The sequence below is a fragment of the Maribellus sp. CM-23 genome (assembly GCF_021354595.1).
Taxonomy (GTDB): Bacteria; Bacteroidota; Bacteroidia; order Bacteroidales; family Prolixibacteraceae; genus Draconibacterium.
On the sequence record NZ_JADWYJ010000004.1, the window covers coordinates 410,838 to 430,590 of the forward strand.

The following is a 19,753-nucleotide window of genomic DNA, read 5'->3' on the forward strand; positions in this document are numbered from 1 at the left end:
TTAGATTTTAATATTTAGTCCAAGGTTAACGGTTCTCATATGAGGATAAATATTCCCCCAGTTTGTGCCCAGTTCCGGATCCCATAATTTGAACTTGCTGAAAGTTAGTAGATTCACGCCCTGTAGGTAAACTCTTACGGTAGACAGTTTTACCTTATTGGTAATGCTTTTAGGAAGAGTATAACCCAATTCTCCTTGTTTGAGTCTTAGAAAGCTCATGTCGCGGAGAAAAAAAGTGGAGTGATGCACATTGTTTTCGTTGTAGGCCAAAGTAAGTCGGGGGTACTTGGCATTCGGATCCGGATTTTCTGTGGTCCACCTGTTGTCAGCCAGATCAGAATAAATTTGACCATTAACCAAGATACTTCCGGAAGGGCCTACTACCGGGCTACCGTTGATTACTCTGGTAACATTTCCTACTCCCTGGAAGAACAGAGATAGGTCAAGTCCTTTCCAGCCCATTGAAACACCAAAGCCATAGTTTATTTCAGGGATGTGTGATCTTCCAATTGCAACAAAGTCATAGCTGTCAACAATACCATCTCCGTTTATGTCCTTGTATTTGATATCGCCGGGCTGAACTTCGCCAAACTTTTGTACGGGACTGTTTTTTATATCTTCTTCCGACTCAAACAAGCCCAGGGCAATCAACCCGGTTTGTTGTCCGTAAACTTTTCCTACTTCTGACTGGTAGGGCCAAACCGGAGTAGGTTTGTCATCGTATAGCTTTTTGTTGCGGTTGAAGGTAAAGTTTGCTCTTCCCTGAATCGTGAATTCATCAAAGGTTTCAGTATACTGCAGAGATGCATCAAAACCCCTGTTTTCCATTTCTCCTAAATTCACATACTGTGCAACATTTACTCCAACGATGGAGGGAACGCTTTCCTGTAAAATGTAAATTCCATCTCTTTTGTCATAGAAAACATCTGCCTGGAGTTCGATTTTTTCAAATAATCCCAATTCTATCCCAATGTTACTTTTTCGGGCACTCTCCCAGGCTACGTTGGGGTTTCCGGGATGTCCGGTTGCAATACCATCTCGCCACTGTTGGCCTGTGGTTCCGAAGTGATAACCTCCTGTGTTTTGCATCTCCGAGTTAAAGGCAAACCTTCTGTTTCCTCCAATCTGGTCATTTCCGATTTCTCCGTAAGAACCTTTGATTTTTAATAAGTTGATGAAAGGGAACATGTCCTTGAAATACGGAGCGTTGCTTGCCAGATATCCTAACGCAATGGATGGGAAGAAGCCAAAACGGTTTTCCGGAGCAAAATTTTCAGATCCGTTGTAGCCGAAGTTTCCTTCAATAAAATAGGTGTCCAGGTATGAATAGGTAGCTCTTCCGGCAATCCCAATATTCCGGAATGGAAAAGCGGCAATAAAATCGCCGGGGAAATTATTGGTATGTTCGCGCATGCTGAAAAGAAACAGTCCCCCGACCCGGTGCTTTTCTCCAAAAGACCTATCATAATTCAACGACGTTTCGAGATTGGTTGTCCGGTTTCCCCGGTTCGATCGGGCAAGAGACAAATAATCGCTTCCATCTTCATTTTTATGAAGAATCAAGTTTCCGTTTTCGTCTCTTCCGGTGGCATAATAGGTGGCAGGATGTTTACGCAGGTCAAGTGTTGAGCCGTTGTAAGCATCCCACGAAAATTTGAAATTAAAATTTAGTCCGGAGGTTACCAACTCTGACAAATCCTGAGAAAACTCTAAAAGAGCCTGTGAATTGTTCCAAAAGTCGTTGGAGTAGCCCGTGCTGTTCAATGAATAATACGGGTTCCGCCCCACAAGTGGTTGGGCATGTGTTCCATCTGAATATTCTGTGGGAATTGATATTGGAGGGGTTTGCAGTAGCATATTATACATGCTTCCCATATCTACCCCCAACCTGTTTTTTCTTTCGTATTGGTTCGATAAACTTAAGGCTACTCTTGTTGTTTTTGAAAGATTTACATCCAGGTTAGAACGGAAACTGAATTTGTCGTAGTTAACAGAAGGGTCGTATGTTTTTGTCGCTTTAGGGTCGAATATCCCATTTTCGTTGTAGTAAGATCCCGCCACAAAATAACGGAGCGCTTTCCCTCCTCCGGTTACGTTCAGGTTCACCCTTTGGCTAGTTGTAAAGTCTTTATAGATTTCATCCATCCAGTCTACATTGGGGTATAAATCTGGATCACTTCCATCCAGGTATTTTTTCTTAATGTGATCTGGAAACGGAATCTGCCTGGAGGCATCAAATGAAATATCGTTGTAATAATCCATCCATTGTTCGGCAGTAGCTAATTTAGGCAGCCTGGTAGGCGCCAGCGTTCCATATTCTACTTTTGCATTGATAACCGGTTTGGATGTCTCGCGTCCTCTTTTGGTGGTAATCAATACAATTCCGTTGGCACCGCGAACACCGTATACGGCGGTGGCTGTTGCATCTTTCAGGATTGAGAAAGACTGGATGTCTTCCGGGTCGACAAGGTCGAGCGATCTTTCAACACCATCCACCAATACCAGCGGGCGGTTATTGGCTCCAAAGGTACTTACTCCCCGAATCCAGAAATTAGAACCGGAACCAGGTTCTCCGGAGCTTTGCATCGATACGATCCCGGCGAGCTGACCCGCCAAACTATTACTTAGTTTACTTACAGGTATTTGCAGGTTTTCGGAAGACATAGAAGTGATCGCTCCAATCACACTTTCTTTTCTTTGTTTTCCGTAGGCTACAATCGTTACTTCATCCAACTCTTCATTTTGGGCACCCAGCTCAATATCTATAGTGCTTTGGTTCCCCACATTAACGATTTTGCTTTCCATTCCAATAAATGAAAAGACCAGTTTGTCGCTGGGATTTGCTTCAATTGTATAGCTTCCGTCAATGTCGGTTATTACACCCCGGGTAGTTCCAACAATGGTTATGGTGACCCCGGGAAGAGGGAGTCCTTCGGAATCGGTTACCTTTCCTTTTACAACATTTGATTGCGGTTGCGATGCCGGTAATTCAGGAGTATTGGATTTCGAGATAATTACCGTGTTGTCGAGCAGTCTGTATTGCAAATTGACAGGTAGAAAGATTTGATCCAGTACCTCTTTTAATGTCCCATTCTTTATTGATAGGTCAATTTTAGTATTGGTGTCAAAATCATTGTTACTGTAAAAGAAATCCAGATCACTTTGTTTCTTTATGTTCTCCAATACTTGTCTGATGGAAGTGTTCTTGTATTCAAAGCTGAAGCTTTGCGAGTAGGTTTCCTTGGCACATACTCCCAAAATATTTAAGAAAACCAAAAAAAGCGTTAATCGCATAAAGAGAAAAATTTTAGACACATCAATCCAGCTCCAAGGGAGGGGAAATTTTTTTTTCATACATTTGATTTTAGTTAGTTAAACATTTGTGCTCTTTCAGTAACGCGCAAGAGCATAGATTAATTAATGTGCCGGGAATTGGTCCAATAATTCCCGGTTTTTAATTTTGTTCGATTATGGATATTTCATTCTCATTTTTTTCAAATTTTACTTTATTGGTTAGTTCTATAATATTCAAGTTATAATCCAAGGGTTTATTTTTGTTGATTACCCCGGTAAAGGTTAACTCTTTAAGGTTTTTACTGTTGAACACAAATTTCTCCCCATACCATTGTTCCATCAGGAATACCAGGTAGCCTAGGCTATTGTTGTCAAGGAAGACTTTACCTTCTTTCCATTGATTGTAACTATCCAGTTCAACCTTCTTTTGGGTAATTTTATCTGTAAGCAGATTGTCAGAAAGACTTTCTCCGGGGATCATAAAACTGGAATGCTCTTGGCGCAGGTATTCTACTTTCCCTTCCAGCAGTACTACATCGTTTTTATTGCCTTGGGCGTAACTGGTGACTACGAACTTTGTTCCATGTACTTTTATTGAGGCCTTTTGTATGTTTACTAAAAAGGGGAGTTTGTCATTTGAAGTAACATCAAACATCGCCTCCCCATCTAGTTTTACAAACCTATTTCTCTCACCAAATTTATTATTGTATTTTAATATGGAATTTGAGCCCAGCCAGGCATTTGTTCCATCAGGCAATTCTACTTGCTTCATTTCACCGGTGCCCGAAACAATCTCTGTAAGGAGTACCTGTTCGTCGGAAGTAGGGGACAAATAAGTTACTACTCCCAAAGCCCCTCCCAGTAATGCAAGTATAAAAAGGGCGGCTACATAAGGAAAACGAAGGAACTTTTGAACGATAAGATTCTGCTTTTTTTCTATCATCCGATCCTCTGTTTCTGCCCAGGCGCTTTCCGCCGGTTTTAGCTTCGCGAGCAGGGTGACCTTTTCCCTTAGACTGTAGATTTTTTCTACAGACTTAAACTCCTTTCCGTAATAGTCTTCTTCTTGTAGATCTTCTCTTTCTCCCTCATGGAAAAAGGAAACCAAATCATCTAATTTATTTTCGCTTTTACTTTTCATCTTTGTTATTTAAGACACATTTTGGATTAAACAGGGTGAAGAAAAATTTAAAAGAATTTACAATCGATCGAAAGATTGCCGATTGACGTTGGTAAAACTTCCTTTTCGTGAAAATGCAAACAATACTATTTTTGAAAGATTTGCATTAAAACGATAAGCGACTGACGGAGTTTGTCGCGGAGTTGACGGTAGGCAATTCCCATCTGGGTTTTTACGGTATTTTTAGATAGGTTGAGTTCGTCGGCAATTTGTTGGTAGGTGAAATTCTCTTTATAAGCCAGTGAGAAAATGTTATGACAGGCTGGGGGCAGTGTTTTTATAGCTTCCGCGAGTTTTACTGATAATTCTTCTTTCTCAAATTCTTCCGATTCACTTTCTTCTAAATCAATCTCTAGTTTTGAAAGTGAAACGGTGTTGGTCTTATCACGTTGTATCCGGTTTATTGCATGGTTTTTTACAGTCGAAAGCAGGTAGCTTTTTAAATTGCGTTCTATCTGAAGTTCTTTGCGTTTTTCCCACAAGGCCACAAACACATCCTGAACCATATCTTCGGCACGATCAATGTCGGGGATGTAGCGTAAGGCAACAAGGCATGCTGTATGATAATTCTTTTTGAAAAAAGTGCCATACTGTTCTTTTGTCAGCATTAACCTCTCTTTCGTCTCCATTTTTTAGGCTGTAATCTTTCTCTAAACTGGTTATAGTAGCTCTTACTAAATTGAAGAAAGATGAATTAGTTTTAACGTTTTGTGTTTTACTCTCACAAGCAAAAATAGAAGAATATATCTAACCCGGGCCGAAATAAATGAAATGTTACTAACCTAGTTTTGTTTGATAATTTAACTTTTTACCGGGTTGTTTGTCCTGGTTACTTGCGATATTATTGGCTGTAAACGGTGTTTTTATTTATGCCCCAAACAGGATTTGGTATTATTACACATAAACAAACAACTGTATCCATCCCTGGATAATTTCACCGGTTTCGGGATCCAGTTCTGAGCCATACATGCTGTGCGGAATTGAATAAACAAGTAACATAACCACGGCGGCTAAAACCGTATAAAACGGACGCTCTTGCTTACGATTCATCGCAAAAGCGAGTATCCAAAAGAGAAAGGCCACCAACGTTTTGTTGTCGGTGAGGTCCCAGGCAAAGGGGATTCCGGCCCAGGCTTCTCCAAATGCATACAACTGCACCAGTGGACCCAAAATCATTCCGCCAATAAAAAGGGTAATAAGCATAAGTGTGGTGTAGAATTTAAACCGTTTGTGTTTAAATAGTGCCATCGTTCCAGCCAGGTTGCCCAGAAACATCGCAAAGAACATAACGAAAATGTGAGGGACAAGAATTCCAGCCGGAACATGGCCTTTAAACCGTATGATCACCGGCATTCCGTCATTTAGCCGAAAACTTTGGTCTCCTTTGGTCAGTGTAATCTTGTATTCGTATTTTCCTGCCGGCGGCAAATGCGGTAAAGTGGCAACAAGGTATGTGCCTTCACGCGTCAGTCCCTGTTCGGTCCACTCGTTTTTCGAGGGGAAAGGTTTAAAAAAGATGGTTCCGCCAATGTTTTCATCCTCTAACAGCAATTGAATTTTGCAGTCGCTTTCACCTCCGTGACTGCGGGTGAGGCGTAGTTTATATTCCTTGTTTTCGATGGTAATTTTTACCCGTTTGTCTTTGGTTGGACCCGTGGTGCGTTGGTAAGCCATTGCGCTTAGTGTGATAACAACTGCAATCAGCCAGTAAAGTACTGTTTTCATAAAGTTAGGATTGAATCTGTTATAATGATAGCCAGATTTCAGGACTCTTCAAAACAATCCTGATTTTTTCTCAGTAGTTGAAAATCATTGATTTAATCCATTGTTTTCCTACGGCTTTTTTAAATCACGTTGAAACTCCAATTCGGTAAAATAGGTGTGTGGAAAAGTAATTCTTTGCTTAATGAATAATAGATTTCTATTTTTACGATGAATTACGGGAAGAGATAAGTCTTCAAACCCGTTTGCAATGTCTGAAAAATTACAATAGACTGTATGGCTTTAAACTACCTCTTTATTTTCTTTTTTTTAGCTGCATTTGTGATTGGTTTGGCCCGCCTGGTATTTCTGGGAGATACGGCAGTTTTTACCGAAATGGTGAACGCTACGTTTGACATGGCCAAGACAGGATTCGAAATTTCCCTAGGTTTAACAGGTGTGCTGACGCTTTGGATGGGGATTATGAGAATAGGGGAGAAAGGTGGAATTGTGCATGTATTCTCAAAGTTGATCGGTCCCTTTTTCAATAAGCTTTTCCCTGAATTGGGAAAGGAACATCCGGCGCACGGTTCTATTATGATGAACATTGCTGCCAATATGCTGAATCTCGACAATGCCGCAACTCCCATGGGCTTGCAGGCAATGAAAGAGATGCAGGCAACCAATCCTCACAAGAACACGGCTTCCAATGCCCAGATTATGTTTCTGGTGCTAAATACCTCCGGGTTAACTTTACTCCCGATTAGCATCATGGTTTACCGGGCTCAGTTGGGAGCGGTAAATCCTTCAGATATATTTATTCCTATTTTGCTGGCAACCTATTTTTCTACCATTGCCGGTTTAATTGCTGTGGCGCTTTATCAAAAAATCAACTTGCTCGATAAGGTTGTGCTCGCCTACCTGGGAGGACTGACGGCCATTATTGGTGGCATAATCTGGTATTTTTCAACACTCGACAAGGATGCAATTACCAATATTTCGAACATTGCCAGTAATTTTATTCTGTTTTCGGTGATCGTGGTTTTTATCCTGATGGCTTTGTTCCGAAAAGTAAATGTCTACGAGGCATTTATTGACGGTGCAAAAGACGGGTTCAAAACCGCTGTAAAAATTATACCCTACCTGGTGGCTATTTTAGTGGCTATTGGTGTTTTTCGGGCATCGGGCGCTATGGACTGGCTGGTAGCCGGGTTTACCTGGAGCTTTGAACAACTGGGACTGAACACCGATTTTACCGCAGCTTTGCCAACCGCCCTGATGAAACCATTAAGCGGAAGCGGCGCTCGCGGAATGATGGTGGATGCCATGACTACCTATGGAGCCGATTCGTTTGTTGGCCGTGTTGCCAGTACTGTGCAGGGAGCAACCGATACTACTTTTTACATCCTGGCTGTGTATTTTGGCTCTGTGGGAATTAAGAATACACGTTACGCGGTAGTATGCGGGTTAATCGCTGACTTTGTTGGAATTATTGCAGCCATATCAATGGCTTATCTTTTCTTTCACTAATTGAAAAGTGCTCAGTTAATGGGTTTATCCAGCGAGTCGTAAACAACCACTTTGTTCCATAAATGCTGGTTTTTTTCCACAAATTTAAGATGGATGGGATCAACCTGGTAGGCATCTTGTCCTGCCTGGTCGTCGAACATGACCATGTACGAAACAGAATAAGAATGGTCTACCACGTCGCGGCTTTCAGTACCTGCCGGGAAACCGATATGGCTCATTTTTATGGTTTCAACTTTCAGTAACTCCTGCAAGGCTTCCACCAACTGTTTTTTGTGGGCTTTGTTAGCCGGTTCTTTTAACCAGAAAAATACGTGGTGAATCAATGCCCCTGTAATTTTCACTTCACCGGCACGGGAAGTTTTGGCAAAAGGCAGCAGTCCGGCCAATGTTGCTCCAGCTACTGCTTTTTTCAAAAAAGATCTTCTGCTTTTCATTTTTTATCAGGTTTTAGTAGTTCTTCAATTTCTGAAAGATGTAATCTGAAATGTCTCGGAAAATCATCGACCATATCCCGGAGGCTTACTTTTTGATCTTTATCGGCCACCCATTCATTCTGCAATTTCTCCGGATTGATCTGCTGAATGACATGAATGATATGCAGGTGCAAATATTTCCAGAGATTTACGAGGTTTTCCCAATTTTCATTTTCATAATTCTGAATCGATATCCAGCGGTCGTTGTTTCCGTGAGTTGCATAATTCGGAAATATCAGCGGTATTTCGTTGTATTGCAGATGAACAATTCGGTGTGTATTGTTTGAGGCAGAATCGACCATGTGTCCCACGATCTGGCGGATGTTTCGACCTTGTCCGTTACGGGGTACAGAAACTTGTTCTTCGGACAGAAGAATTAGTTTGTTCTCCCATTCAACGAGCAAGGTGTTCAATTCATTGGCGATTCGATCAAACATACAGTAAGTTTTAATGATTTTTATCTAAAACCGTTCACCGTTTTTCTAATGGCAACTAACCTGGTCAGAAGTGATTCAAGTAAATCGAGTCTCAGCATATTGGCGCCGTCCGATTTTGCCATTGCCGGATTCGGGTGTGTTTCAATAAAAACGCCGTCAACACCCACTGCAATTGCTGCGCGAGCCACTGTTTCGATGAGTTCGGGTTTGCCTCCGGTAACTCCGCTTGATTGGTTGGGTTGTTGCAGCGAATGGGTGATGTCCATCACTACCGGAACATTCATGGCCTGCATTTCGGGTATTCCCCGGTAATCTACCACCAGGTCCTGGTAACCGAAAGTTGTTCCGCGCTCTGTAAGTACAACGTTGCTGTTGCCGCTGTCGATGACTTTATTGACCGCAAATTGCATCGCTGCAGCAGAAAGAAACTGTCCCTTTTTAATATTGACCACTTTTCCGGTTTGGGCTGCTGCCACCAATATGTCGGTCTGGCGGCAAAGAAATGCCGGGATTTGAAGCACGTCGACGTATTCGGCGGCCATGGCAGCTTCTTCAGCGTTGTGAATATCGGTCACCACCGGAATGTCAAAAGTATCAGCTACTTTTTTCAGGATTTTTAGGGCTTTTTCGTCGCCAATACCCGAAAACGAATCAATGCGCGAACGGTTGGCTTTTCGGTAGGAACCTTTGAAAATGTAGGGAATTTGTAATTGGTTCGTGATGGTTACAATTTTCTCCGCGATTTCCAATGCCATTTCTTCGCCTTCAATAGCACAGGGGCCGGCCATCAAAAAGAAATTACCTGAGGCCGTATTTTTGAGTTGTTTGATTGTCGGAATCATATCTAAAATGTTAGTGCTCAAAAGTAGCAAGAAATTTACAAATGCGTTTGATTTGTTCCTGAACTGCATTGTAAGAAATGCGAAATTGTGCTGCTAATCCGAAAGGCTCTGGTTGGTGCTTTTGTAGATGTTTTGAATGAGGGAATACATGAGTGCCGTAGACCAGCCGATCAGCATAATGCCATTGATGGCTTCAAAGCCCGACAGCATCCTCCACTCGGAGCTAATCGTTAAATCGCCGTAACCAAGCGTAGTGAAGGTCACGATCGAGTAGTAAAAGATATCTCCAAAATTACTGAAGTCAACATTGGTTTTGGGAAGAATTTTAATGCAAATTGCCCAGGTAAGCGCATGCGTCAGATGCAAAAGTGTCAGGTATAGAAAAGAGAAAATCAGAAGGTTGAACGATCTTATTCCGGATAAGTTATTATTCCATTTCGAAATTATTTGTTTGGTTTTACGCAGCCAAAACATACTGGCAGCCGCCTGGATCACCACATTGAGAGCCACAATCAGAAAACCAATGATAATAATTTTAAACATCCATGTTTTGTTTCGTTTGCATTAGTGAACCAGTATCGATCGCAGTTATTGCTTGTTTAATCGTTGCAATGGATTGGTTATTCGATATTTAAAACTAGTGATTTTCTGAGATGAAACCTTGCGATTGCTCTAAAAAGTGAGGGGGTAATCTGGAATCTAAAGGTATAGGGGGTATAAAAACACAAATGGGAACTATTCTTTGACAAATAGTTCCCATCCACTTCCAAACAACCGGAGTTGTTTATGGTGCCAGGCTACGGTTATTACGACTGGCCGCTGCTTGTTTTTGCAAACAAACCCTGACCCTTTACCTGCCGGTTTAGCTTTCTACGGCTGAACCTTTGGGTAGTTCATTCGGCATTCGCGTTTACCTTCCTGAACGAAGTGTCTCACAGTGTATGGCTGTCTTCTTCCTTGCGGATTGGTACAGTGTCATCAGTAAACTTCGGTTTCCCGGTTGTACTGAGCAGTGCTGCATTGAAAAAACCGAGGTTTTTTTGGCATTCTGCCTGGAGACCCAATCTTGAAAGAACTTCTGGAGATTCTCTCAGATGATTGCCTGAACTTTGACATTCCAGATTATCTTGTTCAAACTTCGGCTTTCCATTGTGCCGTCCCGAAGGATGGTTCGAATTGGCTCCGGATTCAGCTAAGAAACTTTTGCCTTTTCCACAATTTCCGGCGGTCATTTATCGCTCACCTGATATTTCAAATTTACAACGAAAAGCGAAAAAAGCAAGTGATTTACAGTGGTTTATATTCACCTTGAATCAACCGAGGATATTAACAATTGTTGATAACCGGCTTGTTCTCTGAATGGCTTATTTTATCCAGATCCACTGAAAATTTAGCGGTTCATTTGCACCTGGTTCTACTTGCATTTCTATTTCATAAAGGCCCGGTTCCGGAAAATGAATGCTACCCAAACGGTGCGACTTGTATGCGTCAATGTGCCAGTTTTCGTTGGGCTCACCCACTGTTAACCCGGTGGGGTGTATGTTTTCTTCCAGAGTTGATTCAGTGGTGCGAATCGTAATTTTCCCCTTAACTTCTTTTCCCTGATAACTGTAGGAAGCATCCACCCTTTTTTCTCCGGCTTTATCCACGAATATTTTCCATTTGAAGGTTTGGGATTTGGATACAAGCACATGTGCGGGTATGGTTTCGTATTCTGACGGAGACACGATTTCAATATTTTCCGGCTTCGGACTTTGGTTCCCGGGAAGCAGTGAATAACCACCATCAACGGTTTTGGCAACAATGCCGTCTACCGCTGCCGGGCGCTGTTTGTACTCGAGTACCACCACCGAAACATAGGGATCGGGCTGATCGTTGGGCAACGAGACTTCAGTGTAAATACTGTTGTGAGAGAAGCTCAGCGATGCTTTGTCTTTATCGGCCAAAAGATAGGCCTTCTCCGGATTTCCGCTTACGCCGGTCAAATAAAGCTTTTTGTTCAGCGGCCAGTTGTAAACGTGCAGGTAAAGTTTGAACAAATCGCCTTCCTGTTTGCAGGTGATCTTTCCCCAGTCGTGCTGATCCTTGTTCAAATCAAAAGCCTGCGTGCCATAAATCGCTTTTCCGTTTACTTTTAGCCATTCGCCCATTTCGAGCAGGCGCTGCGAAATCTCAAACGGCACATCTCCGTTGGCGCGTGGCCCAATGTTGAGCATGAAATTGCCGTTGAGGCTGGCATTCCCAATCAGGGCTTTTAGCAACGATGAGGTTGATTTCCATTGTGTATCAGAAGCATGAAATCCCCACGAATGTGCCACCGTACCAGGCGATTGCCATGGAAAGTCTTCTTTCTTGTCACCCAGTTGATTGTCGCCGAGTGTTTTAAAATCAATGTCCGGATCTTCTTCCATGGATAAACCAAGTCGGGAATTGACCAAACAAGTGGGTTGAAGGTCGCGGATCATGGTTTTTAGTTGTACCAGTTGCTCTTTGGTAATAATCGATTGCGAGTGGTTGATCCACATGTCGAACCAAATCAGGGAAATTTCTCCGTAGTTGGTAAGTAACTCGCGTACTTGCGGTATCACCTTTTCCTGCCAGTAACGGTCGTACTCTTCTGCGCTGATGTTGTAAATTTCTTTGCTGTGATCCCAACCACCGGGATGTTCCCAGTCTACCCAGTGAGAATAGTAAAGCCCGAGTTTAATGCCGTGTTTTTTACAGGCCACCGCCATTTCCTTAATGATGTCTCGCTTGGGCGAGGTATGATCTCCCAAGTCATATTCACTCACCTGGCTGTCCCACAGCGCAAATCCATCGTGGTGTTTGGCGGTAATGGTAAGGTATTTCATCCCGGCATTTTTGGCCAGAATCACCCACTTTTCCGGATCAATGCTGTCCCAGTCGAAACGATCGAGCAATTGCAGGTATTCGTCTCTGTTGATCTGATTACGGTAATAAATCCATTCGGCATAATCGTTGGCGTGCCTTAGTTTCTCTCCTTTCCAGTAGCCTTCGGCACCGCTGTAAAGCCCCCAGTGAACAAACATTCCAAATCGGGTATCGGTAAACCATTGGGCACGTTCGTTGGTATCTTTTTGTGCAAAAAGCTGAAGGCTAAAAACAAATAGTAGTCCGGTTATAAAAGTGGTTTTCATTGGTTTTGGTTTGATTGTTTTATTGATTTTACGAAAGCCGGGATTTAAAATCGTGGTATGAAAATTTCCGAACGATTTTCAGCTCATCGTTTTCAGTCCAAATAGCAATGGCCGGGTGATTGACCCCGTTGAACATGGTGGTTTTTACCATGGTGTAATGAATCATATCCAGAAATACCAGTTGTTCGCCAATTTGGAGTTCGTGGCCAAAATCATAAGCTTCCATAAAATCTCCGGCCAGGCAACTTCCGCCGCCTAAACGGTAAAGGTGTTTGCTTTCATTTGTTAGGTCGCTTGCACCTATTATTTTCGGACGGTAAGGCATTTCCAGCGTGTCGGGCATGTGCGCGGTAAACGAAACATCCAGGATGGCTGTTTTTACTCCCTTGTGCTCCACAATGTCCTGAATGGTGGAAACAAGCACCCCGGTTTCCCAGGCAATGGCGCTTCCCGGTTCCAGTATAACTGTCACGTCGTATTTTTCGCGGAAGGTTTTCAGCAGGTTGATCAGGTGGGCGTGATCGTAGCCTTTGCGTGTCATTAAATGACCGCCGCCCATGTTCACCCATTTAACTTTGTGCAGGTATTTGCCAAAGTTGGCTTCGAATTTCTCCAGCACTCTCTCCAGACTGTAGGAATCCGATTCACACAAAACGTGGAAGTGAATACCTTCGATTCCTTCAGGCAGTTCATCCGGCATATTTTCGATGCCCACTCCCAAGCGCGATCCCGCAGCACTTGGATTGTAAAGATCGGTGGCAACATCCGAAAATTCGGGGTTTACACGAATTCCACACGATATTTTATGATCGGCCTGTAAGGTTTGTGCGTAGTATTTTTCAAATTGCCTGAAGGAGTTAAAAACAATGTGGCTGCTGTATTCCATTAACTCTTCAAACTCGTTTTCGAGATAAACTGGCGAATAGGTGTGTGCGCGCGTCTGCATTTCCTCGAAGCAAAGCCTTGCTTCGTTGAGCGAACTGGCTGTGGCGCCTTTCAGGTACTCTCTTACCAGCGGGAAAGCGCTCCACATGGCAAAACCTTTAAATGCGAGGATAATTTCAATCCCGGCTTCGTTTTGCACCCGGTTGATGAGTTCGAGGTTTTTCCTCAGTAATTTTTCGTCCAGCACAAAAGCCGGGGAGGGAATTTCTTGGTAATTCAATGTTTCAATTTTAAGTGTAAAGTAAAAAGGCAAAAGTGAAGCCGATCAGAATGGATAGAAAAAAGCCCCAAGCTTTTGACTCGGGGCTCGAAGCTTGCATCTTATATTAAAGTTCCAGATCGCCGTTTATTTCTTCCTGCCACGGAAGTCCGAATTCTCCGATGCGTTCCATGAACGGATCCGGATCGAATTCTTCAACGTTGAATACGCCTTCGCCTTTCCATTTTCCGGTAAGCACCATCATGGCTCCCAGCATGGCAGGAACACCTGTGGTGTAAGAAACGCCTTGTGTACCTGTTTCTTCAAAAGCTTTCTGGTGGCTGCAGTTGTTCCAAACGTAGTACGATTTTTCCTGTCCGTCTTTAACACCTTTAATGCGGCAACCAATCGAAGTTTCGCCGGTGTAGTTATCGCCCAGATCGCCCGGGTTCGGAAGTACTTCTTTTAAGAACTCCAGCGGAATAATGTCAATTCCCTTGTATTTAACCGGATCGATGCGTGACATGCCAATGTTTTGAATCACACGCAGGTGAGTAAGGTATTCGTCGCCAAAAGTCATCCAGAAACGGGCGCGTTTCAAACTCGGGAAATTTTTGGTCAACGACTCCAGCTCTTCGTGATAAAGAACATACGAATTACGTGCACCGATATTCGGGTAGTTCAATGCTTTTTTAATTTCAAACGGTTTGGTTTCAACCCACTGACCGTTTTCCCAGTAGCGGCCATTTTGCGTTATCTCACGGATATTAATTTCAGGGTTGAAATTGGTGGCAAATGCTTTGCCGTGGTCGCCGCCGTTGCAGTCAACAATGTCCAGGTAGTGCATTTCATCAAAATGATGTTTGGCTGCATAAGCCGTGTAAATGCTGGTTACCCCCGGATCGAATCCACAACCCAGTACTGCCATGATCCCTTTTTCTTTGAAGCGATCGTGGTAAGCCCATTGCCAGCTGTACTCAAACTTAGCTTCGTCTTTGGGCTCGTAGTTGGCGGTGTCGAGGTAGTTAACGCCGGTTTCCAGACAGGCATCCATAATGGGCAGGTCCTGGTAAGGAAGCGCCACGTTAATAACGAGTTCCGGTTGGAAAGATTTAATCAGGGCAACGGTTTCTGCTACATTGTCAGCATCCAGTTGCGCGGTTTGTATGCGGCCTTTGCCTACTTCTTTTGCAATTACATCGCATTTCGACTTTGTACGGCTGGCCAGCAAAATTTCTGAAAAAACTTCCGGATTGTCGGCACATTTACTGGCAACAACGCGGCCAACACCCCCGGCTCCGATTATTAAAACTTTACTCATCGTAATCTTCTGTTTAAAAAATTCCATTAAAAATACTGAACTTTAATTGAATGCCTGAACGATCCTTCGGATTTATTCCAAGCAGGGGGCAAATTAAATATTTTTTTTGATGCCAAATTCACCCATTCGGGAATGAACGAAATAAATTAAAGAGGGAAATTAATGGAAGAATAAGTTGAAAGTGAAATGAAGTTGTTATAAATTGCTGTTGCGACGGAATGTGAAGTTTTGGTTGTTTTTTATTTGTGTTGAATATCAGGTTTTTATATTTGAGAAAGACCTTGTTTTATGTTTATGAAGTTCATATTTTAATTTTTCAGACTCTGCTCAATAATTCTCGGGAAAAATGATTTTATTTGCGGTCAAAATAAAAACGAATAAACTCTTTATGGTTACGTAAAATGAAGAATAGCTATTTTGATTTGATTGAACAAAGCTACTACTTTCCGCAGGAAGGCTTTGATTTAAGAGACAACTACCTGACTTTTCACGGTATCTCTTTAAAATATCTGATTAAAAAGTACGGGACACCGTTTAGGTTCATATACCTGCCGAAGATCGGTGATCAAATCAAAAAGGCACGAAACCTTTTTAACAAGGCCATAAAGAAAAGCAACTACAGGGGGCGGTATTTCTACTGCTATTGTACCAAATGTAACCACTTTTCGCATGTGGTTGCCGAGGCCCTGAAACACAACGTCAACCTCGAGACTTCCTCTTCGTACGACATTGATCTGATTCTGTATCTGTTTCATGAAAAGAAAATAGATAAGAACCGTATTATTGTGCACAACGGATACAAAACCGAAGAGTACCTGACGAAAATTCTTTCGCTGCAAAAGCTTGGTTTTAAGAACAATATTATTGTACTCGACAGTATCAATGAGCTAACCCGCATTGAAAAACTGGCCAACGGCGAGAAGGTGAAAATCGGTATCCGCATGGCGATCAACGAAGAATCCCAGTCGGCTTATTATACCTCGCGTTTGGGAATTCGTCATACGCAGATTCTCGACTTCTTTAATGAAAGAATCAAAGACAAGAAGAACATCGAATTGAAGATGCTTCACTTTTTTGTTGATTCGGGAATCAAAGACAGTCTTTATTACTGGGGTGAATTCCAGAAAGCACTGAAGTTGTACATCGACCTGAAAAAACAATGTGATAGCCTGGATTCGTTCAACCTGGGCGGAGGATTCCCGATTCGCAACCACCTTGGTTTTGAGTACGATTACGAGTACATGATCAAGGAAATTGTTTCAAACATCAAAACTGCCTGCGAAAACGAAAACCTTCATGAGCCCGATATTTTTACCGAGTTTGGTAAATACACGGTGGGCGAAAGTGGAGCGATTATTTTTGAAGTGCTGGAGCAAAAGCAACAAAACGATACGGAAAGCTGGTACATCATCAACAACAGTTTGATGAATACCATCCCGGATGCCTGGTCAATTTTCGAGAAGTTTATTCTTCTTCCCATTAATAAGTGGAACAACGAATACAAACGGGCCAACATTGGCGGTATCAGTTGCGACCACTCGGATTACTACAACTCGGAAGACTTTAACCAGGAGGTTTTGCTGCCTTCGTATTCCGATAACGACAAAGAACCGCTTTACCTTGGTTTCTTCCACACGGGAGCCTACCAGGATGCGATCAGCGGTTACGGCGGTATTAAACACTGTCTGATTCCTTCTCCAAAGCACGTAATTATCGATCGTGACGAGAAAGGGAACATTATCGACTTTGTTTACCGGAACGAGCAGTCGGCACAGGATATGTTCAAAATCCTGGGTTATGCAAAAGAAATGGAGGAAAAAAAGGGCCTGGATAAGCCAGTCTAAGGTCTCCTTCTGGTAATATTCATTCAGTTAGTTGAATCGAGAAATAGTTGGGCAAAGAAAGGTCCCGACCAGGTGATGTTTTGTCCTTTAATTAAATAATACCTCGTGGCTTGCCACGGGGTATCCTTATATTCTCCCCTGAGTTTCAGGGGAGATGTCATCCGTCAACAGACGGGTGACAGAGGGGTGAAGTAAAGAAAATTCGATTTTAAGCTATTTGCGGAAATAAAGTTGGCGTAATGTCCTTGGCTCTGCCACGGGGATAGTCAAGTTTAAGAATTTTCTTTATTTGCAACTTTTTTACCGGTACCGTGTTTTTCTGTTTTCAACTAACTTTATTATGAATTACAATTCCATTTCAGAGATTATAAAGGCCCGACGGGCAACGCCACCCGGTATGCTGATGAAAAAGGAGATTTCCAAAGAAGTCATTGAAGAGCTGCTGGAGAATGCTTCGTGGGCACCGAACCACAAGAAAACAGAACCCTGGCGGTTTAAAATTTACACCGGGGAGTCGAAGCAGAAACTGGCTGAGAACTGTGGCAGTATTCTGGAAGCCAAGCGTGCGGAGGGCTATCCGGTGGCCGAAGAGAAAGTAGCCAAATTTGTCGGGAACCTGCAAAAAGTACCCGTGGCAATAGCCACTATTGTACAAATAGACCCGGCTAAACGTTTGCCCGAGTGGGAAGAAGTGGCCGCTGTTTCAATGGCCGTGCAAAATATGTGGCTAACAGCTACAGAAAAAGGCTTGGGAGCATTTTGGGCCACTCCCGGTTTTGTGGAGCTGTTTGACGAAATCCTCGAACTTCAACTCGGACAAAAAATGCTTGGATTTTTTTATGTCGGTGAGGTGATGATGGATTATCCTTCGCCGGGGCGGAGAGACCAGGCACCCAATATCGAATGGAAGTAGCAGCGACGTTAGTCCTCTTTTCAATTAAATGAGAGAGCAAGACAGATTCCCTTTTGTTTCAGAACAAAAGAAATAGCAAAAACTTCATGTATCTCTGTGAAGAACTCTGTGACGCTCTGTGGTTACTTTAACTTCTAAACACAGAGCGCCACAAAGAAAATGCACAGAGTACCACAGAGATTCAGTAGTGAGGGAAATTTGTAGTACACCCATTAAATGAGGCACAGGCAAGCGCACAAAATATTTCATTAACTTTCCCGGAAATTACCAAGCTTTACTTTAAAACTGAACAATGAGAAAATTGGTTCTGAGCATTGCACTGCTGGTTGTTGGTCAGGTATTGTTGGCGCAGGGTTTAAATTCTGCGGACTACCACACTCACCGGGAGTCGCTTCAAAATTCATTTCTGAAGTTTCAAAACGAGAAAAAAGGACGGGTTGCCTTTTTGGGTGGCTCCATAACTTTTAACCCGGGATGGCGCGATTCGGTTTGTAATTACCTGCAACAGAAGTTTCCTGAAACCGATTTTGATTTTATTGCGGCCGGAATACCTTCGATGGGATCTACACCCGGCGCGTTTCGTTTTGAACGTGATGTCCTGAAAAACGGGCCGGTGGACCTGCTTTTTGAAGAAGCGGCTGTAAACGACGATACCAATGGAAGAACCGCCGATGAGATCATCAGGGGAATAGAGGGAATTGTACGCCGTGCACGAAAAGCCAATCCCGCATGCGATGTGATAATGATGCATTTTGTCGATCCCGGGAAGATGGAGGATTACCGTTCAGGAAATATCCCCGAAGTAATTCGGTTGCACGAACAAGTAGCGGGTCATTACAAGGTTTCAAGTATTAACCTGGCAAAAGAAGTTACCGAACGTATTGATGCCGGTGAGTTTGAGTGGGAGAAGGATTTTGTTGATTTGCATCCTTCACCGTTCGGACAGGGAATTTATGCACGATCGATCATCCGGTTTTTGGAAGATGCCTTTAGCCGTGATTTTACAGGAAAGCAAGTGGCTACACATGATTTTCCGGAACCTTTGGACGCATCTTGTTACGACAACGGAGTGCTGATACTTCCCAATCCGCCGAAGCCGGTTAAAGGCTGGACGCTGGTGGAAAACTGGCAGCCGGAAAACGGGAAAGACACAAGGCCGAATTATGTGGATGTACCGATGTTGGTGGGCGAGTACCCCGGCAAGATCATCAAATTTGCATTTGAAGGAAACGCCGTAGGGATTGCGGTTGCCGCCGGACCCGATGCCGGAATTATCGAATACAGCATTGATGATCAGCCCTGGCAGAAGCAGGATTTGTTTACCCGGTGGAGCAAAAGTCTTTATCTGCCCTGGTATTTTACCCTGGAGAGTGGCCTGAAAAACCGAAAACACATGCTGCAAATACGTACGACCGCTGAACGAAATCCCGAAAGCACAGGAAACAAATGCGTAATAAGGTATTTCTACTTCAATAAAAAATAATTCAGACTGGCTTGATCTATCTTTTTTCAATCAGTAATCAGCTGGCCGTATTTTATCGCTCTATATTTGAATGAGCGGAAGGAATCCGGAGGATTCAAATGTTGGTAGCTCAAGACGCATTGAAAAGCAATTCGACTCCGGCTGGAGTCGGATCTTTTAAACGTGATAATTCGTTTTTACAGACATTCAATCCTTCCGGGATTTTGTAATTGGCGAGAGCCTGTTTTTCTTTATAAAAAATAATGTCAGCGGTGCGCTGCACCTGTGTTCGCGTTTCTATATCCGCTTAACTACAAGTATTTTGGGTGCGCTGCACCTTTTGTTTCTCTTTCTCTATCCACCGAACTACAAATATGCTTGGTGCGCTGCACCTTTTGTTGTGATGTGATATTCATACTTTGTAACGCTTGCAGAGTGTTGCCTCGCATCAGCG

The 19,753-nt window shown here is 43.1% G+C and carries 15 protein-coding genes; 4 read left to right on the forward strand and 11 right to left on the reverse strand.

The annotated features are described in order from the left end of the window. The 4 genes from INQ51_RS15590 to INQ51_RS15605 form a co-directional block, all read right to left on the reverse strand. Positions 1-3,294, reverse strand: a complete 3,294-nt coding sequence (locus INQ51_RS15590) for a TonB-dependent receptor (protein ID WP_233378881.1) — start codon at positions 3,292-3,294, stop codon at positions 1-3. A gap of 160 nt (positions 3,295-3,454) precedes the next feature. Continuing rightward, positions 3,455-4,435, reverse strand: coding sequence for a FecR family protein (locus tag INQ51_RS15595; RefSeq protein ID WP_233378882.1), 981 nt, complete (start codon positions 4,433-4,435; stop codon positions 3,455-3,457). 125 nt (positions 4,436-4,560) lie between these two features. Further along, entirely contained in the window at positions 4,561-5,103 is a 543-nt protein-coding gene (locus INQ51_RS15600; protein WP_233378883.1) for an RNA polymerase sigma-70 factor, read from the reverse strand. A 265-nt stretch (positions 5,104-5,368) separates the two neighbouring features. Beyond that, positions 5,369-6,199: a hypothetical protein gene (locus INQ51_RS15605; protein ID WP_233378884.1), complete on the reverse strand. Its 831-nt coding sequence runs from the start codon at positions 6,197-6,199 to the stop codon at positions 5,369-5,371. Between the two features lie 273 nt (positions 6,200-6,472). On the opposite strand from INQ51_RS15605, the gene INQ51_RS15610 reads away from it, so the two are divergent. Next, entirely contained in the window at positions 6,473-7,705 is a 1,233-nt protein-coding gene (locus tag INQ51_RS15610; RefSeq protein WP_233378885.1) for a nucleoside recognition domain-containing protein, read from the forward strand. An 11-nt stretch (positions 7,706-7,716) separates the two neighbouring features. Here INQ51_RS15610 and INQ51_RS15615 read toward each other — a convergent pair whose 3' ends face one another. The 7 genes from INQ51_RS15615 to INQ51_RS15645 all read right to left on the reverse strand — a co-directional run bounded on the left by INQ51_RS15615 (position 7,717) and on the right by INQ51_RS15645 (position 15,080). After that, complete coding sequence (locus INQ51_RS15615; RefSeq protein ID WP_233378886.1) at positions 7,717-8,139, reverse strand: Dabb family protein; 423 nt, start codon at positions 8,137-8,139, stop codon at positions 7,717-7,719. Further along, positions 8,136-8,615: a DinB family protein gene (locus tag INQ51_RS15620; RefSeq protein WP_233378887.1), complete on the reverse strand. Its 480-nt coding sequence runs from the start codon at positions 8,613-8,615 to the stop codon at positions 8,136-8,138. Before INQ51_RS15620 ends, INQ51_RS15615 begins: the two co-directional genes overlap by 4 nt. 20 nt (positions 8,616-8,635) lie before the next feature. Further along, on the reverse strand, positions 8,636-9,457 hold the full coding sequence (gene kdsA, locus INQ51_RS15625) for a 3-deoxy-8-phosphooctulonate synthase (RefSeq protein ID WP_233378888.1): 822 nt from the start codon (positions 9,455-9,457) through the stop codon (positions 8,636-8,638). A 93-nt stretch (positions 9,458-9,550) separates the two neighbouring features. After that, positions 9,551-10,000, reverse strand: coding sequence for a potassium channel family protein (locus INQ51_RS15630; protein WP_233378889.1), 450 nt, complete (start codon positions 9,998-10,000; stop codon positions 9,551-9,553). A gap of 821 nt (positions 10,001-10,821) precedes the next feature. Then, positions 10,822-12,615 (reverse strand): alpha-L-fucosidase, encoded by a 1,794-nt coding sequence (locus INQ51_RS15635; RefSeq protein ID WP_233378890.1) that lies wholly within the window; start codon positions 12,613-12,615, stop codon positions 10,822-10,824. A gap of 28 nt (positions 12,616-12,643) precedes the next feature. Continuing rightward, the gene (nspC, locus tag INQ51_RS15640; protein ID WP_233378891.1) at positions 12,644-13,780 is read right to left on the reverse strand and encodes a carboxynorspermidine decarboxylase; all 1,137 of its coding nucleotides are present in this window, start codon (positions 13,778-13,780) and stop codon (positions 12,644-12,646) included. A 106-nt stretch (positions 13,781-13,886) separates the two neighbouring features. Then, complete coding sequence (locus tag INQ51_RS15645; RefSeq protein ID WP_233378892.1) at positions 13,887-15,080, reverse strand: saccharopine dehydrogenase family protein; 1,194 nt, start codon at positions 15,078-15,080, stop codon at positions 13,887-13,889. 401 nt (positions 15,081-15,481) lie between these two features. Between INQ51_RS15645 and INQ51_RS15650 the strand changes: the two genes are divergently transcribed. The 3 genes from INQ51_RS15650 to INQ51_RS15660 all read left to right on the forward strand — a co-directional run bounded on the left by INQ51_RS15650 (position 15,482) and on the right by INQ51_RS15660 (position 19,320). Beyond that, positions 15,482-16,924: an arginine decarboxylase gene (locus INQ51_RS15650; protein WP_233378893.1), complete on the forward strand. Its 1,443-nt coding sequence runs from the start codon at positions 15,482-15,484 to the stop codon at positions 16,922-16,924. Between the two features lie 340 nt (positions 16,925-17,264). Next, a complete protein-coding gene (locus INQ51_RS15655; protein WP_233378894.1) occupies positions 17,265-17,837 on the forward strand; it encodes a nitroreductase in 573 nt (190 codons plus the stop codon). A 292-nt stretch (positions 17,838-18,129) separates the two neighbouring features. Next, entirely contained in the window at positions 18,130-19,320 is a 1,191-nt protein-coding gene (locus tag INQ51_RS15660; protein WP_233378895.1) for an SGNH/GDSL hydrolase family protein, read from the forward strand. Positions 19,321-19,753: the final 433 nt, after the last annotated feature.